Origin of the sequence: uncultured Veillonella sp., from assembly GCF_905209685.1 — a bacterium.
In the GTDB taxonomy this organism is placed as follows: Bacteria; Bacillota; Negativicutes; order Veillonellales; family Veillonellaceae; genus Veillonella.
In genome coordinates this window covers 1-22,714 of sequence record NZ_CAJLUB010000010.1, presented here as the reverse complement: position 1 = coordinate 22,714, position 22,714 = coordinate 1, and the positions used below count along the sequence as shown (strand labels likewise).

At 38.6% G+C, this 22,714-nt stretch carries 21 protein-coding genes; 3 read left to right on the top strand and 18 right to left on the bottom strand.

Going from position 1 to position 22,714, the window contains the following annotated elements; genetic code table 11:
* Nucleotides 1–109: 109 nt before the first annotated feature.
* The 14 genes from QZ055_RS01935 to QZ055_RS01870 all read right to left on the bottom strand — a co-directional run bounded on the left by QZ055_RS01935 (nt 110) and on the right by QZ055_RS01870 (nt 16,477).
* Complete coding sequence (locus QZ055_RS01935) at nt 110–760, bottom strand: TrkA family potassium uptake protein (RefSeq protein ID WP_295824298.1); 651 nt, start codon at nt 758–760, stop codon at nt 110–112.
* A gap of 36 nt (nt 761–796) precedes the next feature.
* Entirely contained in the window at nt 797–2,158 is a 1,362-nt protein-coding gene (locus QZ055_RS01930; RefSeq protein ID WP_295824296.1) for a TrkH family potassium uptake protein, read from the bottom strand.
* Between the two features lie 6 nt (nt 2,159–2,164).
* A complete protein-coding gene (locus QZ055_RS01925) occupies nt 2,165–3,187 on the bottom strand; it encodes a PfkB family carbohydrate kinase (protein ID WP_363178597.1) in 1,023 nt (340 codons plus the stop codon).
* A 213-nt stretch (nt 3,188–3,400) separates the two neighbouring features.
* Nucleotides 3,401–5,041 (bottom strand): heme anaerobic degradation radical SAM methyltransferase ChuW/HutW, encoded by a 1,641-nt coding sequence (gene hutW / locus QZ055_RS01920; RefSeq protein ID WP_295824293.1) that lies wholly within the window; start codon nt 5,039–5,041, stop codon nt 3,401–3,403.
* 19 nt (nt 5,042–5,060) lie between these two features.
* Complete coding sequence (locus QZ055_RS01915; protein ID WP_009351304.1) at nt 5,061–5,579, bottom strand: flavodoxin family protein; 519 nt, start codon at nt 5,577–5,579, stop codon at nt 5,061–5,063.
* A gap of 45 nt (nt 5,580–5,624) precedes the next feature.
* The gene (locus tag QZ055_RS01910; protein ID WP_295824291.1) at nt 5,625–6,425 is read right to left on the bottom strand and encodes an energy transducer TonB; all 801 of its coding nucleotides are present in this window, start codon (nt 6,423–6,425) and stop codon (nt 5,625–5,627) included.
* A 2-nt stretch (nt 6,426–6,427) separates the two neighbouring features.
* Nucleotides 6,428–6,835 carry a biopolymer transporter ExbD gene (locus tag QZ055_RS01905; protein WP_004698605.1) on the bottom strand — a complete coding sequence of 136 codons (408 nt, stop codon included), beginning with the start codon at nt 6,833–6,835 and terminating at the stop codon, nt 6,428–6,430.
* Nucleotides 6,836–6,837: 2 nt separating this feature from the next.
* Entirely contained in the window at nt 6,838–7,455 is a 618-nt protein-coding gene (locus tag QZ055_RS01900; RefSeq protein WP_295212421.1) for a MotA/TolQ/ExbB proton channel family protein, read from the bottom strand.
* A 35-nt stretch (nt 7,456–7,490) separates the two neighbouring features.
* Nucleotides 7,491–12,575 carry a TonB-dependent receptor domain-containing protein gene (locus QZ055_RS01895; protein ID WP_295824289.1) on the bottom strand — a complete coding sequence of 1,695 codons (5,085 nt, stop codon included), beginning with the start codon at nt 12,573–12,575 and terminating at the stop codon, nt 7,491–7,493.
* A gap of 181 nt (nt 12,576–12,756) precedes the next feature.
* Entirely contained in the window at nt 12,757–13,647 is an 891-nt protein-coding gene (locus tag QZ055_RS01890) for an AraC family transcriptional regulator (protein WP_005385728.1), read from the bottom strand.
* A gap of 283 nt (nt 13,648–13,930) precedes the next feature.
* Nucleotides 13,931–14,326 carry a YbaN family protein gene (locus QZ055_RS01885; RefSeq protein ID WP_295824287.1) on the bottom strand — a complete coding sequence of 132 codons (396 nt, stop codon included), beginning with the start codon at nt 14,324–14,326 and terminating at the stop codon, nt 13,931–13,933.
* Nucleotides 14,326–15,693: a PTS ascorbate transporter subunit IIC gene (locus QZ055_RS01880; RefSeq protein ID WP_105089523.1), complete on the bottom strand. Its 1,368-nt coding sequence runs from the start codon at nt 15,691–15,693 to the stop codon at nt 14,326–14,328. The genes QZ055_RS01885 and QZ055_RS01880 overlap by 1 nt, the downstream gene beginning before the upstream one ends.
* Nucleotides 15,694–15,724: 31 nt before the next feature.
* A complete protein-coding gene (locus tag QZ055_RS01875) occupies nt 15,725–16,000 on the bottom strand; it encodes a PTS sugar transporter subunit IIB (protein ID WP_005385725.1) in 276 nt (91 codons plus the stop codon).
* Nucleotides 16,001–16,012: 12 nt separating this feature from the next.
* Nucleotides 16,013–16,477 (bottom strand): PTS sugar transporter subunit IIA, encoded by a 465-nt coding sequence (locus QZ055_RS01870; protein WP_295824284.1) that lies wholly within the window; start codon nt 16,475–16,477, stop codon nt 16,013–16,015.
* Between the two features lie 357 nt (nt 16,478–16,834).
* On the opposite strand from QZ055_RS01870, the gene QZ055_RS01865 reads away from it, so the two are divergent.
* The 3 genes from QZ055_RS01865 to QZ055_RS01855 are packed head-to-tail and all read left to right on the top strand — an operon-like array spanning nt 16,835 to nt 19,640.
* Nucleotides 16,835–17,842 (top strand): iron ABC transporter permease, encoded by a 1,008-nt coding sequence (locus QZ055_RS01865; protein ID WP_295824283.1) that lies wholly within the window; start codon nt 16,835–16,837, stop codon nt 17,840–17,842.
* A 26-nt stretch (nt 17,843–17,868) separates the two neighbouring features.
* Nucleotides 17,869–18,615 (top strand): ABC transporter ATP-binding protein, encoded by a 747-nt coding sequence (locus QZ055_RS01860; RefSeq protein ID WP_295824281.1) that lies wholly within the window; start codon nt 17,869–17,871, stop codon nt 18,613–18,615.
* Nucleotides 18,616–18,635: 20 nt separating this feature from the next.
* Nucleotides 18,636–19,640, top strand: coding sequence for an ABC transporter substrate-binding protein (locus QZ055_RS01855; protein ID WP_295824279.1), 1,005 nt, complete (start codon nt 18,636–18,638; stop codon nt 19,638–19,640).
* Between the two features lie 289 nt (nt 19,641–19,929).
* Here QZ055_RS01855 and QZ055_RS01850 read toward each other — a convergent pair whose 3' ends face one another.
* From QZ055_RS01850 to QZ055_RS01835, 4 genes are all read right to left on the bottom strand, one after another.
* Nucleotides 19,930–20,103 (bottom strand): hypothetical protein, encoded by a 174-nt coding sequence (locus QZ055_RS01850; protein WP_005385712.1) that lies wholly within the window; start codon nt 20,101–20,103, stop codon nt 19,930–19,932.
* A 416-nt stretch (nt 20,104–20,519) separates the two neighbouring features.
* Nucleotides 20,520–21,518 carry an inorganic phosphate transporter gene (locus QZ055_RS01845; protein WP_295824277.1) on the bottom strand — a complete coding sequence of 333 codons (999 nt, stop codon included), beginning with the start codon at nt 21,516–21,518 and terminating at the stop codon, nt 20,520–20,522.
* Nucleotides 21,511–22,140, bottom strand: a complete 630-nt coding sequence (locus QZ055_RS01840) for a DUF47 domain-containing protein (protein WP_105089528.1) — start codon at nt 22,138–22,140, stop codon at nt 21,511–21,513. Before QZ055_RS01840 ends, QZ055_RS01845 begins: the two co-directional genes overlap by 8 nt.
* A gap of 335 nt (nt 22,141–22,475) precedes the next feature.
* On the bottom strand, nt 22,476–22,714 hold a 239-nt coding region (locus QZ055_RS01835), incomplete at its 5' end, for an iron hydrogenase small subunit (RefSeq protein ID WP_295824276.1).

Sequence of the window (22,714 nt, the reverse complement as noted above, 5' to 3'; positions counted from 1 at the left end):
ACCTTCATTTCTATTTAAAAAGGCCATACGAACACGTATGACCTATACTGAATTCTATTTTTATTGTATCACATTTTTTCGATATAATTATATTTCTTTCGTATACTTACTACACCGTTAACGCATCTAAATCAGAATTATTCCCAATTACTAATAATTTATCCGATGCTGAAAGAATTGTAGTCGGATTTGGCGGAACTTCTAATTCCTCACCTCGTCTAATTCCTACTGCATTAAGATTGTATTTCTCACGCAAATTAGAGTCCTTTAAGCAAGATCCAACCATAAATTGAGGCATAACCACCTCAATGAGACTAATATTTTTAGAAAGCTGTAAATAATCCATCACATGCTCTCGTGTTAATGATTGTACTAATCGTTGTGCTACATCATACTCCGGATAAATAACCAAATCTACACCAATCTTCTTAAGCATCTTACCTTGTAAGCTATTCTCAGCTTTTGAAACTACATATGGCATGTTCATTTCTTTCAACAACATAGAAGTCATAAGATTAGCTTGAAGATTATCACCAATAGCAACGATAATCATATCAAACTGACTTAAGGCCAATGCTTTAATGGCCTCTTCATCAGTCGTATCTGCCACAATGGCATGTGTTACATAAGGTGAAACCTTTTGTACGATTTCAGGATTAATATCTACACCTAACACTTCATGTTTCATGGATGCTAACATCTTAGCCACAGTTGTTCCAAATCGACCAAGACCAATGACAGCAATTGTTTTGTATTTCATACTATATCTCCTCTACAAAATAGCAATTATTTTCAGCTATAAGAGTACATTCTCTTCCGCATAACTAATCGGTTTAGTTGGTGCTGTTCTAAGAGCCCATGTACCGATAACAGTCATAACACCTACACGTCCTGTAAACATGACAAGCATTAAGACCCATTTGCTACTTTCAGATAAATTAGGCGTAATCCCCGTTGTAAGTCCTACAGTACCAAAGGCAGATGTAACCTCGAATAGTAGACGAATAAAATCGTAAGGTTCATCCCAAGCAAGGTAACATGTGGCTAGTAATACGAGAAGAATGGATAAAAAGATGATCCCATTTGCTTTTAGCACAGTTACTAACGAAATGCGCCGTTCAAAAATCTCTGTATCTGGTCGGTTGTTAAACAATGTACAGGATGAAAGAATCGCTACTGCTACCGTACTAATTTTTACGCCCCCACCAGTAGAGTTTGGGCCTGCCCCGATAAACATAAGAATGATGGTAACAAACAGGGTAATAGGATGCAATGCATTATAATCAACCGTTGCAATACCTGCTGTACGAGGTGTAATGGCTTGGAACAAAGAAGCCATGATTTTGTTCCATATAGGTAACGGTCCAAAGGTTTTAGGGTTAGACCATTCAACACCTAAGAAAATGATGGCACCTAAGAAAATTAAGAATATGGTACCAACAAGCATGATTTTGGTATGTAATTTTAAATCCACAAATCGTCGTACCTTTCGGTGTGACCATATATCAAAGGCTGCTAGGTACCCAAAACCACCGATAACAATAAGAGCCATTGTATTAATATTAAATAATACATCCCCTACCATGGCATATGGTAGATCATTGTCAAAAAATACAAAGCCTGCATTGCAGAAGGTAGAGATGGCTTGCATAATTCCTGTATACAATGCAGCGTACCCAATATAGGGATATAGCTGAATCGTATAAATTATGCCGCCAATAATTTCAATGGCAAAGGTATACAAGGTTAATTTTTTCGTAATATGTAATAGCCCTGTCATTCCCTCTTGTCCCACATCTTCTGACAATAGCAACCGATTTTTTAGGCCTACCCGTTTACCTAAAAGCAAGGCAATGATAGTTGTAAAAGAGACAATCCCCAGTCCACCGAGCTGAATCAGTATGACCATAACAATTTTGCCAAATAGAGACCAATGATAATACGTATCTACTGTAGCAAGTCCAGTTACGGAAACACAGGATACCGCTGTAAAAGCTGCATCTACAAGTGTTGTTGTTTGCCCATGAGTACTTGAAATAGGCAACATAAGCAACATCGTGCCTATAAACATAACCCCTAAAAAGCTAAGCGCTAATAATCGATAGGGATTTTGTTGCATATATCGTTGTACATTAGAATGTGAAATATCATGCCACATACGACCTTACTCCAATCCCATTAGTTTATGAACTAGTTCTAGGCTCGGCAAAGGACTGCGCCCGCCAATACCTTGTGTATTTAAAGACGCTACGGCAGACGCAAAGGTAGCCGCTTTTTCCAAGTCACTATGGGCACAGCCTTTAAGTAACTCAATAATACATAAAGAGGTATCACCTTGAACCGCATTCGTCGAACTTACTTTAGCACTCTCACTATGTAAAATATTAGAAAGTTTAGCTAAAAAGGCACCATGGAAACTATCCCCCGCCCCTGTTGTATCAACGACAGAGTCTTGAGAAAACGGCTCACAACGATAGGCAGTGCCATCAGGCCACACAAAATAACTACCATTAGCACCGTCTGTAACCCCTGCTACGAGTGCTCCTCGTTCATGAATGATACGACAAGCCTCTTCTAGATTAGTAGTACCTGTATATTTTTCAGCGTAATCACGGGCTACAATGACGATATGACTCGCCTCTGTAATCGGTTTCATCTCTTCGTCGTAGCGCTGTGCACCACCGTCAAGGGAAATAATGGTACCCACATCCTTTGCTACATCCATAGCAGCGCACATGAGTATTCTATGACGTCCATTAATATGCAAAATCATAGAATCATTAATTAACCGTTTATGAGAATCTAAAAATTCTGGTTCCACAGCTGTAGAGCGTTCAAAAAACACGGCCCGTTCCCCTGTGCTATATTTTACAAGAATGGTAGCAACACCACTTCTAGCACCGCTTTCAACTTGGATTGCATCTGTATTTACATTGTATTTTTCAAAGTCATCTAAAATATGACGGCCTACCATATCATCGCCAATGCTATCAATCATAGCAGTACTGGCACCATATTTACCGGCTACTGCTAACGCTGTTGCTACAGGGCCACCACCATCAGTAGTAGATGAAACCACTTGCTGTACCTCTCGGCCTGTTGGGTAATGATCCACTACGATAAATCGATCTAGCGTACTAGCCCCAATGCCTACAATATCTATATTTTTTTGAGGAAACATACTTATACTAACCTCCCAAAGGCATATCCATAAGATAGCCCATTTTCTTATTAGTGATTCATATAATTACAGAATACATTTCGTTCTATAAAAAGTAAACCCCAGACTAATGTCTAGGGTTTCTCTGTACTACAAAGAGTACTATATGTCACGTACTATGTCTTGTTTAGTATATGTTGTTATTGAAAAGGGTTGTTAGATTCAAGGTGTACTATAAATTTAAGACATCATACGTTCCATCATATATTCAATTTCATCAGCACTCAAATTGTACATAGCTTGTACCATTCGATTAGCTGACTCACCAGAAGCACCACTTTTGGCGATTTCTGCTTTTGCTTTTGCAATGAGAGCTTCCTTGCGTTGTGCTTCTGAATCCTCATCAGTTGGTACCGAAATATTAGCTTTACCTTGGCCAATGCCACGTACCTCTTGATTAGGATTATCTTTAGACGTTGTTTTAGTATCTTGAGCAGCCACAGCCTCCATAGCGAAGGAGTTTTTACCTGTCATGATATATTCAACGGCTTCTAATGTACTTTGTGTAAGATTTACAGTCCAGAATTCACCGGCTGCAGTCAACTTATAAAGCAAACCATTGTAAGCTACGAGACCACGTTTTTCCCATAATTTATAAAGCCAGTTTAATTCATCTAGTTTTGCATCTAATTCAGTTAAGCTCTTAATATTGAGGAAACCTTGTTCAAGCTGGCTTACCACCTGATTTACGATAGGTTGTAAATCGCTTTGCTTCATGAGCGCCATAAATGGTTTTTCACCGCGACTAAGCATATCTTCGTATGGTTTTAATGCACGATGTAACATCATGCCGTACCCATCGACATTACCACCGGCACCACTTCCGAATGGGAACATCGGAACACCAGCTTTAGCTAAGATATTATACAAGCTACGTTCACGGTTATTCGCACTCCAGTGAGCCGCGCTCAATCGACGATAGGAACGCTCGTCTAAGTATTTGCGACCAAACTCGAACATATCCCCTTGCATAGCTGTTGTAGCTGCTGCGGGCACCTTGCCTTTTGCAATATCTTTATTAAGATCACTACCATCAAATACATTTAATTGGTAAAGGTCCGCACCGTCTACACCAGAGCTTACTAGATCAGCCAAATCTTGTTCCCAAACCTCCATAGTTTGTCCTGGTAAGCCGTAAATCAAGTCGATAACAACGGAACATTGTCCATAGGCTTTTAAAGCTGCTAACCGCTCTAATACGGTTTTTTTTGTATCTAAACGTCCCACCATTTGGCGTACCTCTGTGTTGAAAGATTGTACACCAATGGACATACGGTTAACGCCATTTGCCATCCATACGTCAAGATTTTCAGGAATCAAATCGTGAATACGACCTTCCAAGGTCAATTCATAATCATTAGCTAGTGGCAAATACGCTTTGATAGCTTTCAACAATCTTTCAGAGTTTGCTGGAGACAATGATGTTGGCGTGCCACCGCCGATAAACAAGGCATGGATTAAACCATCTTTTAATCTAGGACGTTCACTAGCGAGCTTTAATTCACTAATAAGACCATCAATGTATTGATCCTCCACGTTTTGACTTGTACCATTTTGGAAGAACCCACAGTATGTGCATTTTGTCTTACAAAACGGAATGTGAATATAGGCGCATTGCATTTCACCTTTTTTAGGTGTGCCATTCATTAAGGTATTCCAAACGGCTTGTGTTTCCTTTGGGGACACAAGAATACCATTAAGCCCTGCATGAACAACCCGTTTATGAGGGAATGCACCACTCATCGGATTATCGCATTCTAAACCTAGTTGTAAATTCCGTTGCTTCTCCGGAATGGATTCAAAGAAACTTGCTAAACTCATACTCCAATCCCCTTTCAGTTTAGGCTTGCAACTTTGCAAGTACAGATTTTGTAAATTCTTTTGCATTTGCAAAGTCTTGTTCATCAGGATGTGTCTCAGCCGCCTTGTGCAACGCATCGCGTTCAGGGCTTTGACCATGAGCAGATCCAGGTGGGAACATTTTATACATCATTTCGATGACTTTAGGATCGATTTTACCTTGGCATACGAAGCCATCTACAAGGGATTCCTTGTTTTGTAATAACTCGGATGCTTTTTCGATACTTTCACGAGCATGATCGGAATCTGCATACATGCCTAAGGTAGCAAAGAATACAATATTAGGATTTGTTAAGGTTTCAATCAATTTGGCAGCCTCTTTATTCGCTGTACCGCGATCTACCCAGAAACCTACGAACACAGTGTCATAATCAGCTAAATTCTCAGGCGCCTCTTTTACAGGAACGCAAGGCGTACCTTCAGGCATGACGGAAGCCATTGCTTCCGCTACGCTTTTAGTATTTCCCGTGAGGGAAGAATATAAAATAATGGATTTCATAATTATCTCCTTTAATTCTAAGATAAGTTTATTACTTACATAAGTCTATTCTTCTTCATCTTCACCATCGGCTTGTACAACAAAGTGTACAGGAACCTCTACTGGTTGAATATCACCTGTATGATTTGGATACGGTGTGGCGCGGCGTACTGCATCAAGAGCAGCCTCTACAAAGATTTCATCACCGCCACTTAATGGTGTAAGGCTAATTAGGTTTCCATCCGTATCCAAACGAGCCGATACCAAAATGGTAATATCTACGTTCATTTTACGTTTAATCGCTGCATATGGAATTTGTTTTTGACTATCTACTGCAGCGTAGAAACCTGCCTTATCAAAGACTGCTTTTACCGTACCATGACCATCACCTTTACCAGGGCCGTCACCGTTACCATTCCCCTGACCTTGACCATCGTCATTACCAGTGCCAACACCTGTACCGTTACCACCGCCAGAGCCACCACCTGTACCAGGGCCGGAACCACCTGCAGAATTATCACCAGAGGTATTACCTTTATGTTCGCCGCCTTTCGGGGGTATATCTACTGCATCAGGAATATCTGTTACAGTAGATGGATCTATATTCGCTACAACAGCCTTTGTTCTTGCCGCCACTTCATCTGCTGACAACGGTTTTGGGAATAGGTCAGACCTGTTCCCGCCACCTCCACCAGCATGACCGCTGCCGCCATCATCGAGTACACTTTGTGTGAGGTCGATCTCATACGTTTCCATATCTTGAATTGCTGGAACTACTACGAAAAAGATTACGGCAACAAAGAGAGCAATGAGATGAACTATGGCGGATATAATGGCTGCTTTTTTCCATGATATGCCTAGTCCCATAGTTATCCTTTCTGTTCAGCTGCAATAGCCAAGCGTTTAACGCCAGATTGTTTTAACATATCCATAATCGCTACAACTTGACCATGAGCAGCGCGTTTGTCAGCTTGTAAAATAACGCTAGCATTTGGATTTTCTTGAATACGCTGTTTAACCATGGCTTCAGCATCATCAATGCTCATTGGCTTATTATCAATTGTAATATGTCCTTCTGCATCCAATGTAAGTACTACAGGTAATTGAGCCGGTGCAGAGGCACTTGTAGCTTGTGGTAATTGCACGGATAACGCCTTTTGAGCAACTGTTTGCAAGCTGTTCATCATGAAGAATACCAACAAGAAGAAAATAATATCAATCATTGGGATAATCATGAATTCAGGCTTTGTTTTCATACGAAAGCTTTGTAGGTTCATAATTAATTCCACCCTTCTCGCTTAGCACTAACGATGTTCACACACATACCTTCGATTTGATTAATAATGGAATCTAAACGATGGCTAAAGAATGTGTACACAATAAATGCCATGATGGCTACACACAAACCAGAAGCTGTGGCAATAAGGGCTTCACCAACGCCACCAGTAATAGCGGATGCACCAGCACCAGCATCGAGAATACTAAAGGAACCAATCATACCTGTAACAGTACCAAGTAAGCCTAATAATGGGGAGATTGTAACAGTAGCGCTAAGGTAATCCATATATTTACGGAAACCAACCGCATCAACACCCATTTGATCAGCAAAGGCCGTTTTCATTGCTTCTTCGCTAGAAGCATTATGTAGACCAGCTTCTGCAATGCGACTTGCAATAGATGGGTTTTCTTTGATTACTTTATCAATTTCGTCCCACTTTTGTAATTTTGCTAGTTCATTGACTGCATGTGTAACAACAAATGTCTTACCTGAATACTTATGATAAAAGAAAGCCCGTTCTACAGCAATAGCGATAACCATGAAAGACAAGAGTAATAATGGATACATTACATACCCGCCACTATGAAACAAGTGAATGACATAATTTAAATTTTCCATTTTAGTAACCTTTCTGCCTATTTACAGACTGAACATTAGAACCTGTAGGTCCCTTGAATTCTTGTATAATCGCCTAACTTAAAGCTTTCACTACCATATAAAGTATCTCGTTTATTAGTGCCCTTCGCATCAAATGTATAGAATGCTTCAAGGAGTAAATCCTTGCGTGGTACATAGCCCGCACCAAATGTAAAGCTACGAATACCATCGAGATAACGATCTGGTACAGCACCAGTACCATTACCGCCAAAGAATGAACCATGTTCAAAGTATTTATAGTCGATGAATGCATTCCAAGATTTTGGAACATCAAGATCAGCACGACCAATGTCTAAGCGGGCCATCCAGAAATGAGGTGTACCACCCATTTGATGACCTTTAAGAGCAAAGTCTGCTGTGCCCCGTTCATGTTGATATACCGTATTACCATTTAAGTAACGCCCTAGGTTAGAACGGTTTTGACCGTAATCAACGGTAACAGAAGCATTAGCACCTAATTGGTATTTAGCGCCAATACCGAATACTTGAGCTACATTTGAGAAGTTATATTCATCATTGCCGTTACCATTTGCATTTAAATAGGTATGTGTTTTACCACCAAAGGAACGTAAGTACCAGGCTTGTAACCCAAGACGAGAGCCTATTTGTTTCTTATATTGAACAAAGGCCGCTTTATCAATGGCCGGTACAGTATCTTTTTCAAGAACTACACCTTCTGTACGAATCAAATTACCGATGATCTTGCCTATTGCTTCACGAGGTAATTTATTTTCAGACTCTGCATCATGTACAACTTTTTCAAGATTATATAAATAGTTGTACATTGCTGGTGTCATGCCCCAACCATAATCAGAACTACCTTCACCCCAGTCGTTAGAGGCCATTGTAAAGTTCTTTTTATAAATCGCATCTTTAGCATCATAATCGCTAAATACATAGCTACCACTATCGTATTTATACGTTTTAGCACCTAAATAACCAGTGAACTCATAATCACTAGATGGTTGTCCATAGTAATCATAGGATTGTTTGAAAGTACCATCTGGCTGTTTAACCCAAACAACATCAAGCTCACTATTGTTATAGTTACTCCAGTTATCTGTAGCATTATATTTTGCAATTTCTGCTACGGATTGATTGATTTCATCACTATGTTTTTCAACATAAGCCTTAGGATTTAGTAAGGCGTCTTTATTATCGGTTGATACGATAAGACCTTTAGCCTTTTCTTTTAAGTATTCAGGATATAAGGAAGAGTTCACATTATACATAATGTCCCCTGTCTTATAGAGTTTTTCTCCTGTATGCTTATTAGTGATTTCATACATTGCATAACCACCAGATGGAATATCGAGGGAGAATTTCTTCCCAGCCATATCTGTAGGATATGCTTTTGTAAGAATATCTTGTAAATGGCCCATGATTTGAGCTTGTTTTTGTTGAGTCTCTTTTAGCTTAGCATCAGCTTTAGCCATTTCTTGATCGCGGTTTGGATTGCTCCAGCTAAGATCTAATGACTCCTTATAAGCCTCATATTCATCTTGTAAGCCTTTAAGCTGTTGATAGAAGTAGATGCTATCTGTCTTACCTTTGTAAGTAGAATCATATATACCATTAGGACTATCTGGTGCTGCTGCATCCTCTGTAGATTTTTTCTCACCATCAGAGCCAGTTTTTGTAGCACTGTTGATATCATATGGATATTCATCACGATTGATACCAATCAATTCAGCCGCTGTTGGCGGTCTATAAATAACTTCATGTACTGCATGAGTATAAGCCGAATCAGTAATGCCTGTACTATGTTTGAAAGTACCAACACCAATACGAACTTGTGAGTCATGACCATTCCAAACGGCACGAACGCCATCATAAGATTGACCAAACCAGTAACCACTAGCCCCCATAGGTTCTGTTAAGCGACCTACCGATACATCCCATTTTTTAACGCGTCTTGTGAGATCAACTGTGTCGATTCGTTGATGGTTAAAGCCTTTAGAATCGGATTGTGTCCAGCTTGTATCAACACCGCTCATACCAGTTGCACTACCGATAACTTTAAGATTTGTGAACTCATTAAGGCGAGCATCGAAGCCTAGGCGCAAGCGTTGTTCAAAGCTATGACGATTGGCATCGTACATATTAGCTTTTGCAGAGCCAATAGCGGAATTTTCTCTAAATGGAGATTGTGGTCTATTAGAGCCATCATGTGCCATCCAACGTGCTCTGTAGTCGCCAACTAATGTAACACCACGTTCTTTAGTAGTGTCGAAATCAGAACGAATAAAGTCAGTTAAGCGAACCACGTCAGATACGTTTTGTACACCGGATTCAGCATTTGTAACTTCCCCATTAGTACCCGTTACATTTGAACCTGCTATGCTACCTTTTGCACCATCTTTAGTCTTACCGATAGCTGTCGTTTTACTACTGTCTCCACCACCAAATTTAAGGTTAACCCCTACACGATACACGCGTTCTTGCGTAGCACGGTCATCATCGCGATGGTTAAAGATATTATTGATGCCAAAGTACATCATGGCATTTTTGTTAAATCGTTTTTGAACCATTACGTTCCAAATGCCAAATGTTTTCTTTTCATAGCTTTGCTTCTTATATACGCCTGCATCACCAGATAAGATATCTGGCCAGTAGTTACCGCCATTGTTAAGGGTATTACTATCAAGCATGTTGATATAATAATCACCCCAAATGGAGCCATTCCAACCGGATTTAGGATTGTCATAAGTAATGCCGATGTCAACTTTGTGCATTGGTTTATCAAGCAATTGACGAGGCATACTTGGATCACTCTTGTTGATGGCATGCAAGTATGTATACCCTAACTTACCAGACCAATATTTGCCGAACTTTTGTTGTACTTCCGCTTGAACACCTGTGATTTCTGCTTTACCAATATTTTTAAAGCTGTAAATCATATCTGGTGCCCGTTGGTACTTCGCATCGCCTTTGAGGTATGGTGCAAAGTCCATGAAGTCCCCTGTGAAGTATACAGACATATAGTTCTTGATGCGGTTGTGGAATACGCCTACGCGCGCATAAGTATTTTTATTTTCACCTTCCAAGCTCATATCAAAGTTGACAGATTTTTCAGGTTTCAAATTAGGATTACCAGCCCAGTACCAACCGAGTTTCGCTACACCAATCCCTACAGGGTTAGAAGCGTACATTTCCCAGTTATACCACAATTCACCCATACCAGGCTCTGTATAACCAGTACCTACATTGGCTTTAAACCTGCGATGTGTATTGCCTTTAACGTTATAGGTCATCCCTAAGGACGCAGATAAATTAGAACCAAATAAGCTGCTGTTATCAAAGCGAAGAATTGGGGATAATGTTAAATTCTTATTTACCTGCCATGTATCAGAAACATAAGCATTTAACTTGCGAATTGTACCGCTACCAGTTGTTAAGCGTTGATCACGGCTACGATATTCTTCTAAAAAGGCTTTACCATTTAGCTTAGGTGCTTTTTTACGCATTTCCGGATCATTGGACTCGCCGTATTTAAAGTAATCACCTACAATATTGGCACGTGTTGCAGATAATACTGGATTTTCTGCTTTCAAACGATCTTCTAAAGCCTTATAACGAGCTTTAAACTCATCTGTTACAGGTTGATTATTAGGAGATGTACTAGACCAATCACTTAATCTACTTTCAGACAAACCATAGTTTATATAGTCATCATAAGTTATACCTGGTTTTTGAGCATCTGTTTCTGCACCATAGTATTCATAATCCATATCCCATTGCGGCATACCAACACCGGAATTAATGAATTTATAGTCGTGGATATGAGAGTAAACCTTGATGCTATTATCGCCTTTACGTCTTACAAGGCGGTCTAGTTTATCCACTAACAAGCTCTTATCGTAATCCCAAGGATCAATGTACATGGTACTTGTATTAGGAGAACTCTTTAAGCGGCTACCAGAACCTTCTTCACGAGCGTAGCTCACGCCGTAGCTAAGCAAATGATTTTTATTAAGCTGTGTATTCGCATTAGCTCGAATATCCAATTGACGATGATCGATGTTATCGATATAACGCAACTCATTGGAGCCTTCATAGGCGGAGCGACCTGTATAGCTAATGAGGGCTACATCATTTTCTTTAATGCGGGAGTAGTTAGTTTCAACAGTCCAATCGCTTTTGCCTGCTCGGGAGGACCATTGTAAATTAGCCGTATTGCGGTCTGCGGTACGTTTGAAATGTTGTTGAGGCTCTAAATCAGAGTCGGAGTGCTTAACATCGCGTACAAGGTCTTCTGTGTAGCGGTTAAGTCGCATTTCAAATTTATTCTTATCATTAGCTTCGTAGGTTGCTACAAGACCGATATCAGCCGCATCACCATAATAACGAAGTACATTTGGCTTAAAATTATGTTTTGCATAATCAAAAGCCATGCCAGAATCTCGACGTTTAACGGATGCTAAAACAGGCATTAGATCACGTTTACTGCCTGACAAACCAACCTTTAACTTACCCATTTGACCAGAGTCGGCACGAATAAAGAAGTTTTGGAATGGGAATGTATCACCATCACTCTTACGACGCATACCCTCTGCGTTTAATTGTAAGGTCGGTTTCTTCTGTGCTTTTTTTGTGATGATGTTAACAACACCACCAATAGCATCTGAACCGTATTTTGCACTGGCTGCCCCTTGGATAACCTCAATGCGTTCAACATTTTCTGTACCTAACCGTTGAACTTCATCTGCTGCACCGGAGTACTTATCAAAATCGCCTAGTACTGGTTGACCATCTACTAAAATAAGTGTGTGACGCGCTTCTGCACCACGAATAGATACACCTACACGGCCCATAGCATCTACAGTTCTAGAGACGCCAGTTTGTGTAAAAATAATATCTTCGACGGACTTCGCCTGCTTTTTCTCAATATCTTTCTTGGTAATGATTTGCACTTGCTGTGAGTCTAATTTGGCTGCTTCTTCTGCCCATGTTCCTTTAACATGAACAACATCTGTAGTAACGGTTGCATTCTCAGCCCATACTACAAGAGGTGCGCTAAGCCATAAGGCAACTGCACTAGACAGAATTATGGCGCGCTTTGTATGTCCCCACCGATCCATTGTGCCCTCCTAAAATTTTAACTAATTATATGTTTTGTATCTTTCACTCTCAAATAAAAAGATACACTCTACCAACATATAATGACATTGAATATCATTTACATTTTAATGTTAGCAAAGTGTATCTTGCATATCTACTCCGAAAAGACCAAAAATATACGTTTCGGACAATATTAAATTGTTATATCTTACGATAAGCACTTGGAGTTACACCAGTAGCCTCTTTAAAGGCACTAGTAAACTTACTGCCATTCTCATAGCCTACGGCATTAGCAATTTCTAGAATCGATTGATCCGTTTCATGGAGTAACCTCTTAGCCGCATTAATACGACATTCTTTTAAATATTGATGTATCGTCGTACCATATACGCCCTTAAAACATCGTTTTAATGTAGACGTAGGTACATCAAATTGTTCAGATAATGTCTCAATTGTAATACGCTTCATAAACTGAGTAGATACATATTCGTTAACAGCTTTCACAATATCAACCTGCTGTTTCCGATAGGTTGCTCTCTTTTCATTATTACTCGTAGAAATTACAGATAATAACAAAAAGATCTCAATAACCTTTAATTTAAAATAGTGCCCTTTGATTTGGTCAGGCACTTTATATAAGCTAGAAAAAATCTGTCTAACCGATTCAGTTTCTTCCATCATCATACCGTACTCAGAATGCTCACAAAATCGTTCAGCTAGGCTTGTTAAATTAATACGTGACTCAGTAACAAGCGAATCCAATACAGGTTGCGCTTTTTCTACATCTACGAGTAATACAATTCCCTTAAAAAGTTTTGTAGGGAAATAATTTTTATGTTGGTAGTCAGCATGAGTATGCCATCCTAATGACATATCTCCTGGCCCCATATATAAATATTCCCCAGATGTAAACTTACACTCGATGCGCCCCTCTTCACAATGATTTATGGCAAATGTCTTGGTATGTGATTTAGCATAAAATTGAACCGACTCTTCTTTCACATCCAGAAATAATAGATCGATACCGTCAAACACCGTATGTCTCGACATAGTAAGTCCTGCATGTGAAATTGCATGATTATGTGGATTCATACTATCACCATATACACAAATACTATATAAATTATCACTTACACAATTATCATAGTATACTTATTGATATTCATTGTCAAATTAATTTTTGTAATAATTCATTTTTTCTTTAAAAATATAAGTTTATGCTATTTTATCTAAATAAAGCCATATTTTCTAATATTCTAATATATATATTAGTCTCTGGCCACTACCTTCATCAAAGCTAAGAATTATAAAAAAGCCTCGTAAACTAAACCAATGTAGTTTACGAGGCTATATTTAGAATTATGTTTGAAAGTTTTTATTTTTTTGTTTTTACAATAAAGACTAATGCTATAACATGACCAAGCCATACAAAGGCCATAACACCAAGTGCAATGGGCATATCTTGACTAAAATACGCACCAATCGCCATTATTGTACTCACAGATAAGAGAATGGACAACTTTGTCCGCAACGTTAACGCTTTATCGCGTTCATAAGCACCAACAGTCTTTTGATATAAACTAGATTCTAAGAACATTCTATGAAAGCGTTCCGATCCTCGAGCTAAACAAAATAAAGTAAGCATATAAAAAGGAACTGTTGGCAATAGTGGTATTACAATTCCTGCTGTACCGAGACCAAAACTGATTGCTCCAATAGTCAAGAATATATATCGCACAACCACATTACTATGTTGCTCAGTTGTTTTCATTACTCCTCTTCTACGTAATTAATAACTTTACCTTTTGTTTTAATAAAGTTTGGAATAATAAGTACAAGAGCTGCAATGGCTACGATACCATAGATGCCAGCCATACCGATCCATTCGAATGCATGACCTAATACAAGACCCATTACTGCAAAGTCTGCATCACCAAATGTTGTATTTTGGAAACCTAATTGACCAAGAACTGGCAATGCCAATGCTGGTAAGAAGGTAATAGCCAAACCATTAAGGAATGCACCTACTGCTGCACCACGACGACCACCTGTAGCATTACCATAAATGCCTGCTGTTGCACCACAGAAGAAATGAGGTACAAGACCAGGAATGATCAATACACCACCTACAGCACCAAGGATAAGCATGCCGATGATACCGCCGATAAAGGAGCTAATGAATCCCAATACTACAGCCGTTGGAGCATAAGTAAAGAATACGGCACAGTCTACTGCTGGAATTGCATTAGGGATAATTTTTGTAGCAATACCTTGGAAAGCAGGAATCAAGTCACCTAAGATCATACGTACACCAGAATATACGATTGTTACACCTACAGCAAAGTTCATAGCGCTCATAACAGCATATAAGTAAGGACTCATATCACCAGATAAAGTAGCTACAAACTCAGAACCTGCTGCAAAGGCTGCAATCAAGTAGAATACAATCATAGTTAATGCTGTAGATAATGTAGAATCACGTAAGAAGCCCCATTTTTCTGGAATTTCAATGTCTTCTGTACTATCGTCTGCTTTACCAACATATTTAGCTACCCAAGCGGATAAATAGTAACCTAAGCTACCAAAGTGACCGATGGCAATTTCATCGCCCTCTGTAACCTTAGATGTATAGCTTTGACCAATTGCTGGAGAAATAGCAGACCAAGCGCCCATCAAGAAACCACCTACAAGGATGAGTTCCATACCGGACAAGCCAGCTGTACCGAGTACGGCAGACATAAGACAAGCCATAAATAAGCTGTGGTGACCTGTTAAGAACACATATTTGAACTTGGTGAAACGAGCAATACATAAGTTCATCAATAAGCCTACTACGAGAATAGACATCGTTTCAACGCCAAGTACCTTTTGTGCTACAGCCACGATAGCTTCGTTATTTGGTACTACACCAGTAATATGGAAGCCATGCTCAATCATCTTACCTAGTGGATCAAGGTTGTTAACGATAACACCTGCACCAGCTGCGAGCATTAAGTAGCCAAGAATAGGTTTCAACGTACCAGTCATGACCTTATGAAACGGACGTTTCAAGGCAATCAAGCCAATACATGACATAATACCAATCAAAAGTGCTGGTTGAGACAGCACATCACGTAAGAACTCTAATACCATTTCCATGGCACTACCTCCTATATATAGTTGTTACATCTTATTGAGCTGCTTGTTTTAATGCATCAAGAATATCTTCTGTGATTTTCTTTTTATTAATATAGCTGCGAACAATAGCCACATTCTTGTCTTCAAATTGTTCAGCCAATTCTTTTACAGTTACAATAAGGTCCGCTTTACGGCCTTGTGCGGCATTAAAATCAATAGATTCAACTTGTGCATCAATACCATTTTCAGCACAGATTTCTTCAATTTTCATTTTTAGCATCAAGCTAGAACCAATGCCATTACCGCATACAGTTAATACAGAAATCATACTTGCCTCCTACTAAACGTATTCTTGATCTTCTAAATGCTCTGCCAAGAATGCTTGTACATCTTCGATACTTTCAAAATCAGCGGCCGCATCTAAAAACTCATCATCCTCAAATAATGTAGCAATATCTGTCAACAACTGAATATGTTCATCCTTATTTGGAGCACATAAAAACAACGCAACAGAAACAGGATCATTGTCAGGACTACCAAAATTCAATGGTTTTTCCAAGGTTACCAATGCAGTACCTACACGTTTTGCCCCATTTTCCGGACGAGCATGTGGCATCGCAAGACCTGGTGCCAATACAATATATGGCCCCATTTCACGCACTACCTCTACCATAACCTCCGTATAAGATGGATCAGTGAAACCAGCATCAACCATGAGTTGGCCACCGTGACGAATTACCTCTTCCCACGTTTCTGCAGGATAATGAAAAGATACATTATCCTCAGATAGTAAATCTTGTAACAAGCTAACACCTCCTGAATTTACTTACGTACATACTTTTATTATATCCATTCTGTGAATTTTTTCATATAACAAAATAGGAATAAGGCTATAAAAACGAATATAACAAACATTTTACTGTTTATTTTTATAATGTATTACAAAAAATTCTATAAATGAATATCTAATTATTATCATGAATTTTTATTAATACAATAATCCTATCTTAAATTTTATTCTTTTCCTGTAGCAACAATAATTTCTATGGAATTTTATACACTGTACACAATACCCATACGTGTATGTATATTGTATATATATAGAAAATTCTCTATACTTAGATAAGGTTATATTACCTATAAAATAGAATAAGGAGATTTTATGCAAACATCTATAAAAGCATTAATACTATGTGTAATACTATGTATTTCATTGGTAACGGCGTTGCAATTTGGATCTACGTTTATTCCTTTGGATCAAATCATTCAGGCTCTTATGTCTATGGCTGATCCCAATGCAACGGCCACAATGACAGATACGATTATTACGGATATACGATTACCTCGGCTCATCTACTCAGTCTTAACAGGTATAGGCTTATCCCTCGTTGGTCTACTAATGCAAACAGTTACGCGAAATGCACTAGCTGACCCCTATGTACTAGGTGTTTCATCAGGTGCTAGTACAGGCGCTGTATTCGCCATTATCATGGGAGGTCTACCGCTATTAGGTGCCTATAACACACCTATTTTTGCGGCTCTAGGTGCGGCCCTCTCTATTATCTTGGTATTGCTTTGTGTTGGTAAAAGTAATAGTCCTGTAAAGCTCATCCTCATCGGTATGGGTATGACTGGTATATTCTCGGCTCTAACTATGATGATTATTTACGGGGCCAAACACGAAGCACAAGTGCGAAGTGCTATGTTCTGGTTATTAGGTAGCTTTGCCGGTATACAATGGGGTGACCTACCGCTAACCACCATAATTGTGGCGTTATTTATGCTATATATCTATCTGTTTAACCAAGATTTAGACGTACTGCTACTAGGTAATCATGAAGCAGCTCAAATGGGCTTATCCGTAAAACAGTTACAGTTGAGCATCGTCATTATATCCTCTATTGTTATTGCCACATTAGTATCCAAGGTCGGTGTAGTTGGATTTATTGGTCTTATTATTCCCCATTTAGCGAGAATCATAGGCGGTCCAAAGCACAAAAACACCTTATTATTCAGTACACTCATCGGCAGTATTGTGATGATTTGGTCCGATGTATTATCTAGGGCCCTCTATAGTCCAGAAGAAATCCCTATTGGGGTTCTCACATCCCTACTAGGGGCTCCATTATTCATTTGGATTATTATGAATCGTTATAAACACAATGGTTAGTGTATATCATATCTATAGGAGATACTATGTATCAAATTAATCAGTTGTCCTTCTCCTATGAGAAGAAAGAAGTGTTAAAGAATATTTCTGTAACATTTCCTAGTAATAAAATTACAGCCATCATTGGCCCGAATGGATGTGGTAAGTCCACATTACTGAGCCATCTGTACCGACTACTACCATCTAAAGATAAAATCATATTGAATCAAAGACCTTTAGAATCATATAAAGGCCGAGAATTTGCTCAATTAGTAGCCGTTCTAACACAATCAAGAGATTCTATGATCGATGATTTTCTTGTAAAAGATATCGTTCTTATGGGGCGCTATCCTTACAAACAACACTTTGGCACATATAGCTCAGAGGATGTAAAAATCGCTGAACATTATATGCATGAAGTAGGTATTACTCATTTAGCAGATGAAGAAATTCATCATTTATCAGGTGGCGAAAAGCAACGTGTATTCATCGCCAAAGCATTGACTCAAGAGCCTCAAATTCTACTCTTAGATGAACCTACAAACCATCTAGATATGAAATATAAGGTAGCACTGATGAAACAATTGCGAGCGTTTAAAGGCACAACCATCGTAGTCTTACACGACTTGAATTTGGCTGCTCAGTATTGTGATCATGTGGTGATTATGAACAAGGGAACCATCTTAAAGGAAGGGTCCCCTACCGAGGTATTAACACCTGAAATTCTTGAACCCATATTTGAAGTTTCTTTCAAAACATCTTGGGATGAAGGGCGCTATCATTTATATTATTAATTCCAAAGAAAGGGCTTACTATGTTCCAAAAATTAAGAAAATCAAAAAAATTGTTATTAGTCGCTATGGCATGCGCAACCTTTGCTATTGCTGGTTGTGGTTCTGACACAACGAAGAACGCTGCTGATAATAGTAATGCGGTAACATGGAGTGAAACATTTGACGGTACTAAAACTGACTTTGCTGTAAAATCCGCTCCTACCCATGCAGTATCCATGTCCCAAGCAACTACAGAAATGATGCTTCAACTAGGTCTTGAAGACAAGATGGCTGGTACAGCTTTCAAAGAAGAAGAAATCTATCCACCTCTACAAGCAGCCTATGACAAGGTAAAAGTATTATCCGACAAATGGCCGTCCTACGAAGTATTCATGTCTGTAAAGCCTGACTTTGCAACAGGCTGGCCTGACTCCTTCAGCAAACGCGCTATTCCTGCAGATAAAATGATTGCTCAAAAGGTTAACATCTGGCTTCCTGAATCCATGTTGTCTACAAAAGCAGATTTAGAAACTAACTTTAATGACATGATTAAATTAGGAGAAATCTTCGGCGTTAAACCTAAAGCTGAAGAATGGGTTGCAAGTCAACGTAAAACGTTAGAAGCTATCCAAGCCAAATTAAAAGACTTACCTCGTAAACGGGTATTCATTTATGACTCTGAAGATGGCCAACCATTCACAGCCTTCGAAGGTTATACTACAAACATCTTGAAACTTATCGGCGCTGATAACGTAATGAGCGGTTTAGGCGTTGATAAAACATGGGCTAAAGGTTCTTGGGAAACTGTAATTGCTCAAAATCCTGATTACATTATTATTGCTGACTATGGTAACTCCATTCGCAACGATGATGATTTCCAACAAAAAATTGAAAAAATCAAATCTAACCCTCAACTTCAAGATATCACTGCTGTAAAAGAAGGTCATTTCATTCGTGTAAAACTATCTGAGATCACACCTGGCGTTCGTACAGTAGATGCTTTAAAACGTTTAGCTGAAGAAATTCACGGCGTAAAAATCGACTAACGATTTACTCAGCTATGAAAGTATTCTATTAACTAGTCCTATAAGTTAATAAAATTATATATAGTATTAGATAGTATTTGTCCTAGGTAGTTAAATATACTGTGACATATACTATATGTAACGGAAAAGGTCCCAATTCATTGAATTGGGACCTTCTTCGTACTGCTTGTATTGCACACAGCATATTGTTAGAGAGTAGAGATGTGTTGTAGTTGAAAGATTTAAATAATGGGTTATTGTAAAATAGATTAAAAGTTTATTATGTTGTATATGCTGTGACAATGCCTATTTATACATTTCTAGTACATTGTTGCCTATAGCGTTTATCATTATTGGCCTTGATGGCCATAATTAATGGTTTGAGTGAAAGAAACTCTTCATCACTAAGTCGAATGGTTCTACCAATACGTTTAATCGGATTACGTGGGCGCCCGGCACCGCGTCTAGTTCCACCCCATGCCATATACATACCTCACTTTTCACTTGAAAAACTCCTTCTACCGATAGTATAACCTCCGTTACATAAGTATGCAATAGTTATTCATTATAAACAGTCCTAAAACAACTATTAAACAAGTAATAAACCGCATTTATTAATAAAATGCATAATCAAGAAAAGCACATATTTATAAGCATTTCGCTATATTCAACTTGAAATCTAACATTAATGTTGCCAAATATAGATAAATCGCTTTTATAGAATATAGTATCTAAAACCTAGTGTATGCCTACATTCTTTAGTGACAGGTTCATAATAAACTACAAAAAATATTAAAATCTGATTGATAAATTGTATAACTCAATTAATCCAACTCTTAAAAACAAGAGAAATAAAAAAGACTGCTTTCGCAGTCTTTTTTAGTTTTATATAGTTATTTATTAACCAAATAGTAAGTGACCGATTTCATAAGCAATAGCCGCTACAATACCAGATAATGGAATTGTTACAAACCAAGCCAAAACCATCGATCTTGCTACGCCCCAGTTAACAGCTTTAAGACGTTTAGAGGAACCTACGCCAAGCAAAGAACCACTTACAACGTGTGTCGTACTTACAGGTAAATGTAAGAATGTAGCTGTAAAAATAGTAATAGCAGAGTTTAAGTCAGCAGCAAAACCATTAATTGTTTCTAGTTTGAAAATCTTAGTCCCCATCGTAGAGATGATTTTCCAACCACCCACTGCTGTACCCATGGCCATAGCCGTAGCACAACAAAGTTTAACCCATAATGGTACATCCAATGTATCAATGAAGCCACCACTAAGCAAGGTTAAGGTAATAATCCCCATCGCCTTTTGCGCATCATTAGAGCCATGTGAGAAGGCCATCATGATGGCAGATACAACTTGCATGGATCTAAATCTATCATTCAACGTAATTGGAGAGAATCTACCAAAGATAAGCAACAATACTTTCATCACAATATAGCCACCAATCATGGCTACAACTGGAGATAAAATAAGGGATAAGAAAATCTTTAAGATCCCTGCTTCATTTAAGGCATCAAAGCCTACGGACCAGCCTACAGCACCGATGATACCACCGATAAGAGCATGAGATGAGGAACTAGGAATCCCCCAATACCAGGTAAGCAAGTTCCATGTGATGGCACCGATGAGAGCAGCCGAAATGATTCCACTATTGATAAGAGATGCAGACATTACGATGTCGCCACCGATGGTCTTTGCAACCCCTGTACTAACCATGGCACCAAGGAAATTGAGTGCTGCCGTCATCATAATAGCCTTTTTAGGCTCAATAGCACGGGTCGAAACAGATGTAGCAATGGCGTTCGCCGTATCGTGGAAGCCATTGATATAGTCGAAGGCTAATGCTAAAAATACTACTAGCCATACTAAATAATGAGACTCAAGCATATTTCAATACTACCCGGCGGAATGTACCAACCAAATCTTCGCATCCATCGATTACATCCTCCATGGCGCTAAGGATTTCCTTCCATTTGATAATTTCAATAGGATCTGTACACTCAGTGAAGAGCTTAGCCATTTCTTCGTGGTAAATATTATCCGCTTCAGACTCAAGTTTCAATACTTGGTGTACACGGCCTTCTACCTTTACATGGTCCTTTTTAAGGCTGCCCATATAACCAATAGATTTGTTAATATGTTTAACGCATTTTACAACGATTTCACTCATACGGATAGCACCATCACTTGGATTACCAACGTGGTACATAACCATTTTATCCATGATTTCTTTAATATTATCCAATGTAGTATCCAATTGGTCGATTAGAAGCTGAATATCTTCGCGATCCATTGGGGTAATGAATGTTTTACGCAAACGTTCTACAGTTTCGGTTACTAATTCATCGGCAGCTTTTTCCTTTGTATCAATTTCAAGAAAAGCCTCTTCTTTAGAGATTTCGCCTTTAAACACACGCTCCATCATCTCTGCACTTTCATATGTAAGAGCAGCATGATTTTCTAAAATACTGAAAAATTTTTCTTCTTTTCCTTTTAATTTAAAAGCCATGAAGATCCTCCTGAAACAGTATTGATTGCTTCTATAAATATAATTTAATTATAGCACACTAACCATAATTCCTAAACAATTTACCAATCTCTATATTTTAACCTCTATGCGTATATGGCATATATACTATTCATCACCGTGAAAGTATCAACAACATTTAGATATCATACAGTTAGTCCCCTAAACATTCAAAATAAAAAAGCAGATAGCTGATTGAAATATCAACTATCTGCCTTTTATCTTAGGCCATATATATGCTTTTATAGTATGTATCAACTAACTATAATTAACTGTTACATTTACTGTTAATTGTTACGGTTAACTATTTTTAGCTATTAGTTATTAGCTTCCGCTGCTGCTTTAGCTGCTTCTGCGGCCTTTTTCAAGTTAGGCACAGATGTTGGGCATGTAGCAGGTGTACAAGCACCGTTAGGGCCTAAGTCTTCTGCACGGCTCACAAATGTTGTATGTAACATGTGATGTGCTTTATGGCTCATAGGTTTACCATCGAAGAACTCTGCATATAATTTTTGGATATCTGGATTATCACAAGCTGCTTTTACTTTTACTTCCG

Coding starts and splice junctions, on each gene's coding strand:
- QZ055_RS01935 (WP_295824298.1), bottom strand. CDS start 760: ATGAAATACAAAACAATTGCTGTCATTGGTCTTGGTCGATTTGGAACA.
- QZ055_RS01930 (WP_295824296.1), bottom strand. CDS start 2,158: ATGTGGCATGATATTTCACATTCTAATGTACAACGATATATGCAACAA.
- hutW (WP_295824293.1), bottom strand. CDS start 5,041: ATGAGTTTAGCAAGTTTCTTTGAATCCATTCCGGAGAAGCAACGGAAT.
- QZ055_RS01915 (WP_009351304.1), bottom strand. CDS start 5,579: ATGAAATCCATTATTTTATATTCTTCCCTCACGGGAAATACTAAAAGC.
- QZ055_RS01910 (WP_295824291.1), bottom strand. CDS start 6,425: ATGGGACTAGGCATATCATGGAAAAAAGCAGCCATTATATCCGCCATA.
- QZ055_RS01905 (WP_004698605.1), bottom strand. CDS start 6,835: ATGAACCTACAAAGCTTTCGTATGAAAACAAAGCCTGAATTCATGATT.
- QZ055_RS01900 (WP_295212421.1), bottom strand. CDS start 7,455: ATGGAAAATTTAAATTATGTCATTCACTTGTTTCATAGTGGCGGGTAT.
- QZ055_RS01895 (WP_295824289.1), bottom strand. CDS start 12,575: ATGGATCGGTGGGGACATACAAAGCGCGCCATAATTCTGTCTAGTGCA.
- QZ055_RS01890 (WP_005385728.1), bottom strand. CDS start 13,647: ATGAATCCACATAATCATGCAATTTCACATGCAGGACTTACTATGTCG.
- QZ055_RS01885 (WP_295824287.1), bottom strand. CDS start 14,326: ATGAAAACAACTGAGCAACATAGTAATGTGGTTGTGCGATATATATTC.
- QZ055_RS01880 (WP_105089523.1), bottom strand. CDS start 15,693: ATGGAAATGGTATTAGAGTTCTTACGTGATGTGCTGTCTCAACCAGCA.
- QZ055_RS01875 (WP_005385725.1), bottom strand. CDS start 16,000: ATGATTTCTGTATTAACTGTATGCGGTAATGGCATTGGTTCTAGCTTG.
- QZ055_RS01865 (WP_295824283.1), top strand. CDS start 16,835: ATGCAAACATCTATAAAAGCATTAATACTATGTGTAATACTATGTATT.
- QZ055_RS01860 (WP_295824281.1), top strand. CDS start 17,869: ATGTATCAAATTAATCAGTTGTCCTTCTCCTATGAGAAGAAAGAAGTG.
- QZ055_RS01855 (WP_295824279.1), top strand. CDS start 18,636: ATGTTCCAAAAATTAAGAAAATCAAAAAAATTGTTATTAGTCGCTATG.
- QZ055_RS01850 (WP_005385712.1), bottom strand. CDS start 20,103: ATGGCATGGGGTGGAACTAGACGCGGTGCCGGGCGCCCACGTAATCCG.
- QZ055_RS01845 (WP_295824277.1), bottom strand. CDS start 21,518: ATGCTTGAGTCTCATTATTTAGTATGGCTAGTAGTATTTTTAGCATTA.
- QZ055_RS01840 (WP_105089528.1), bottom strand. CDS start 22,140: ATGGCTTTTAAATTAAAAGGAAAAGAAGAAAAATTTTTCAGTATTTTA.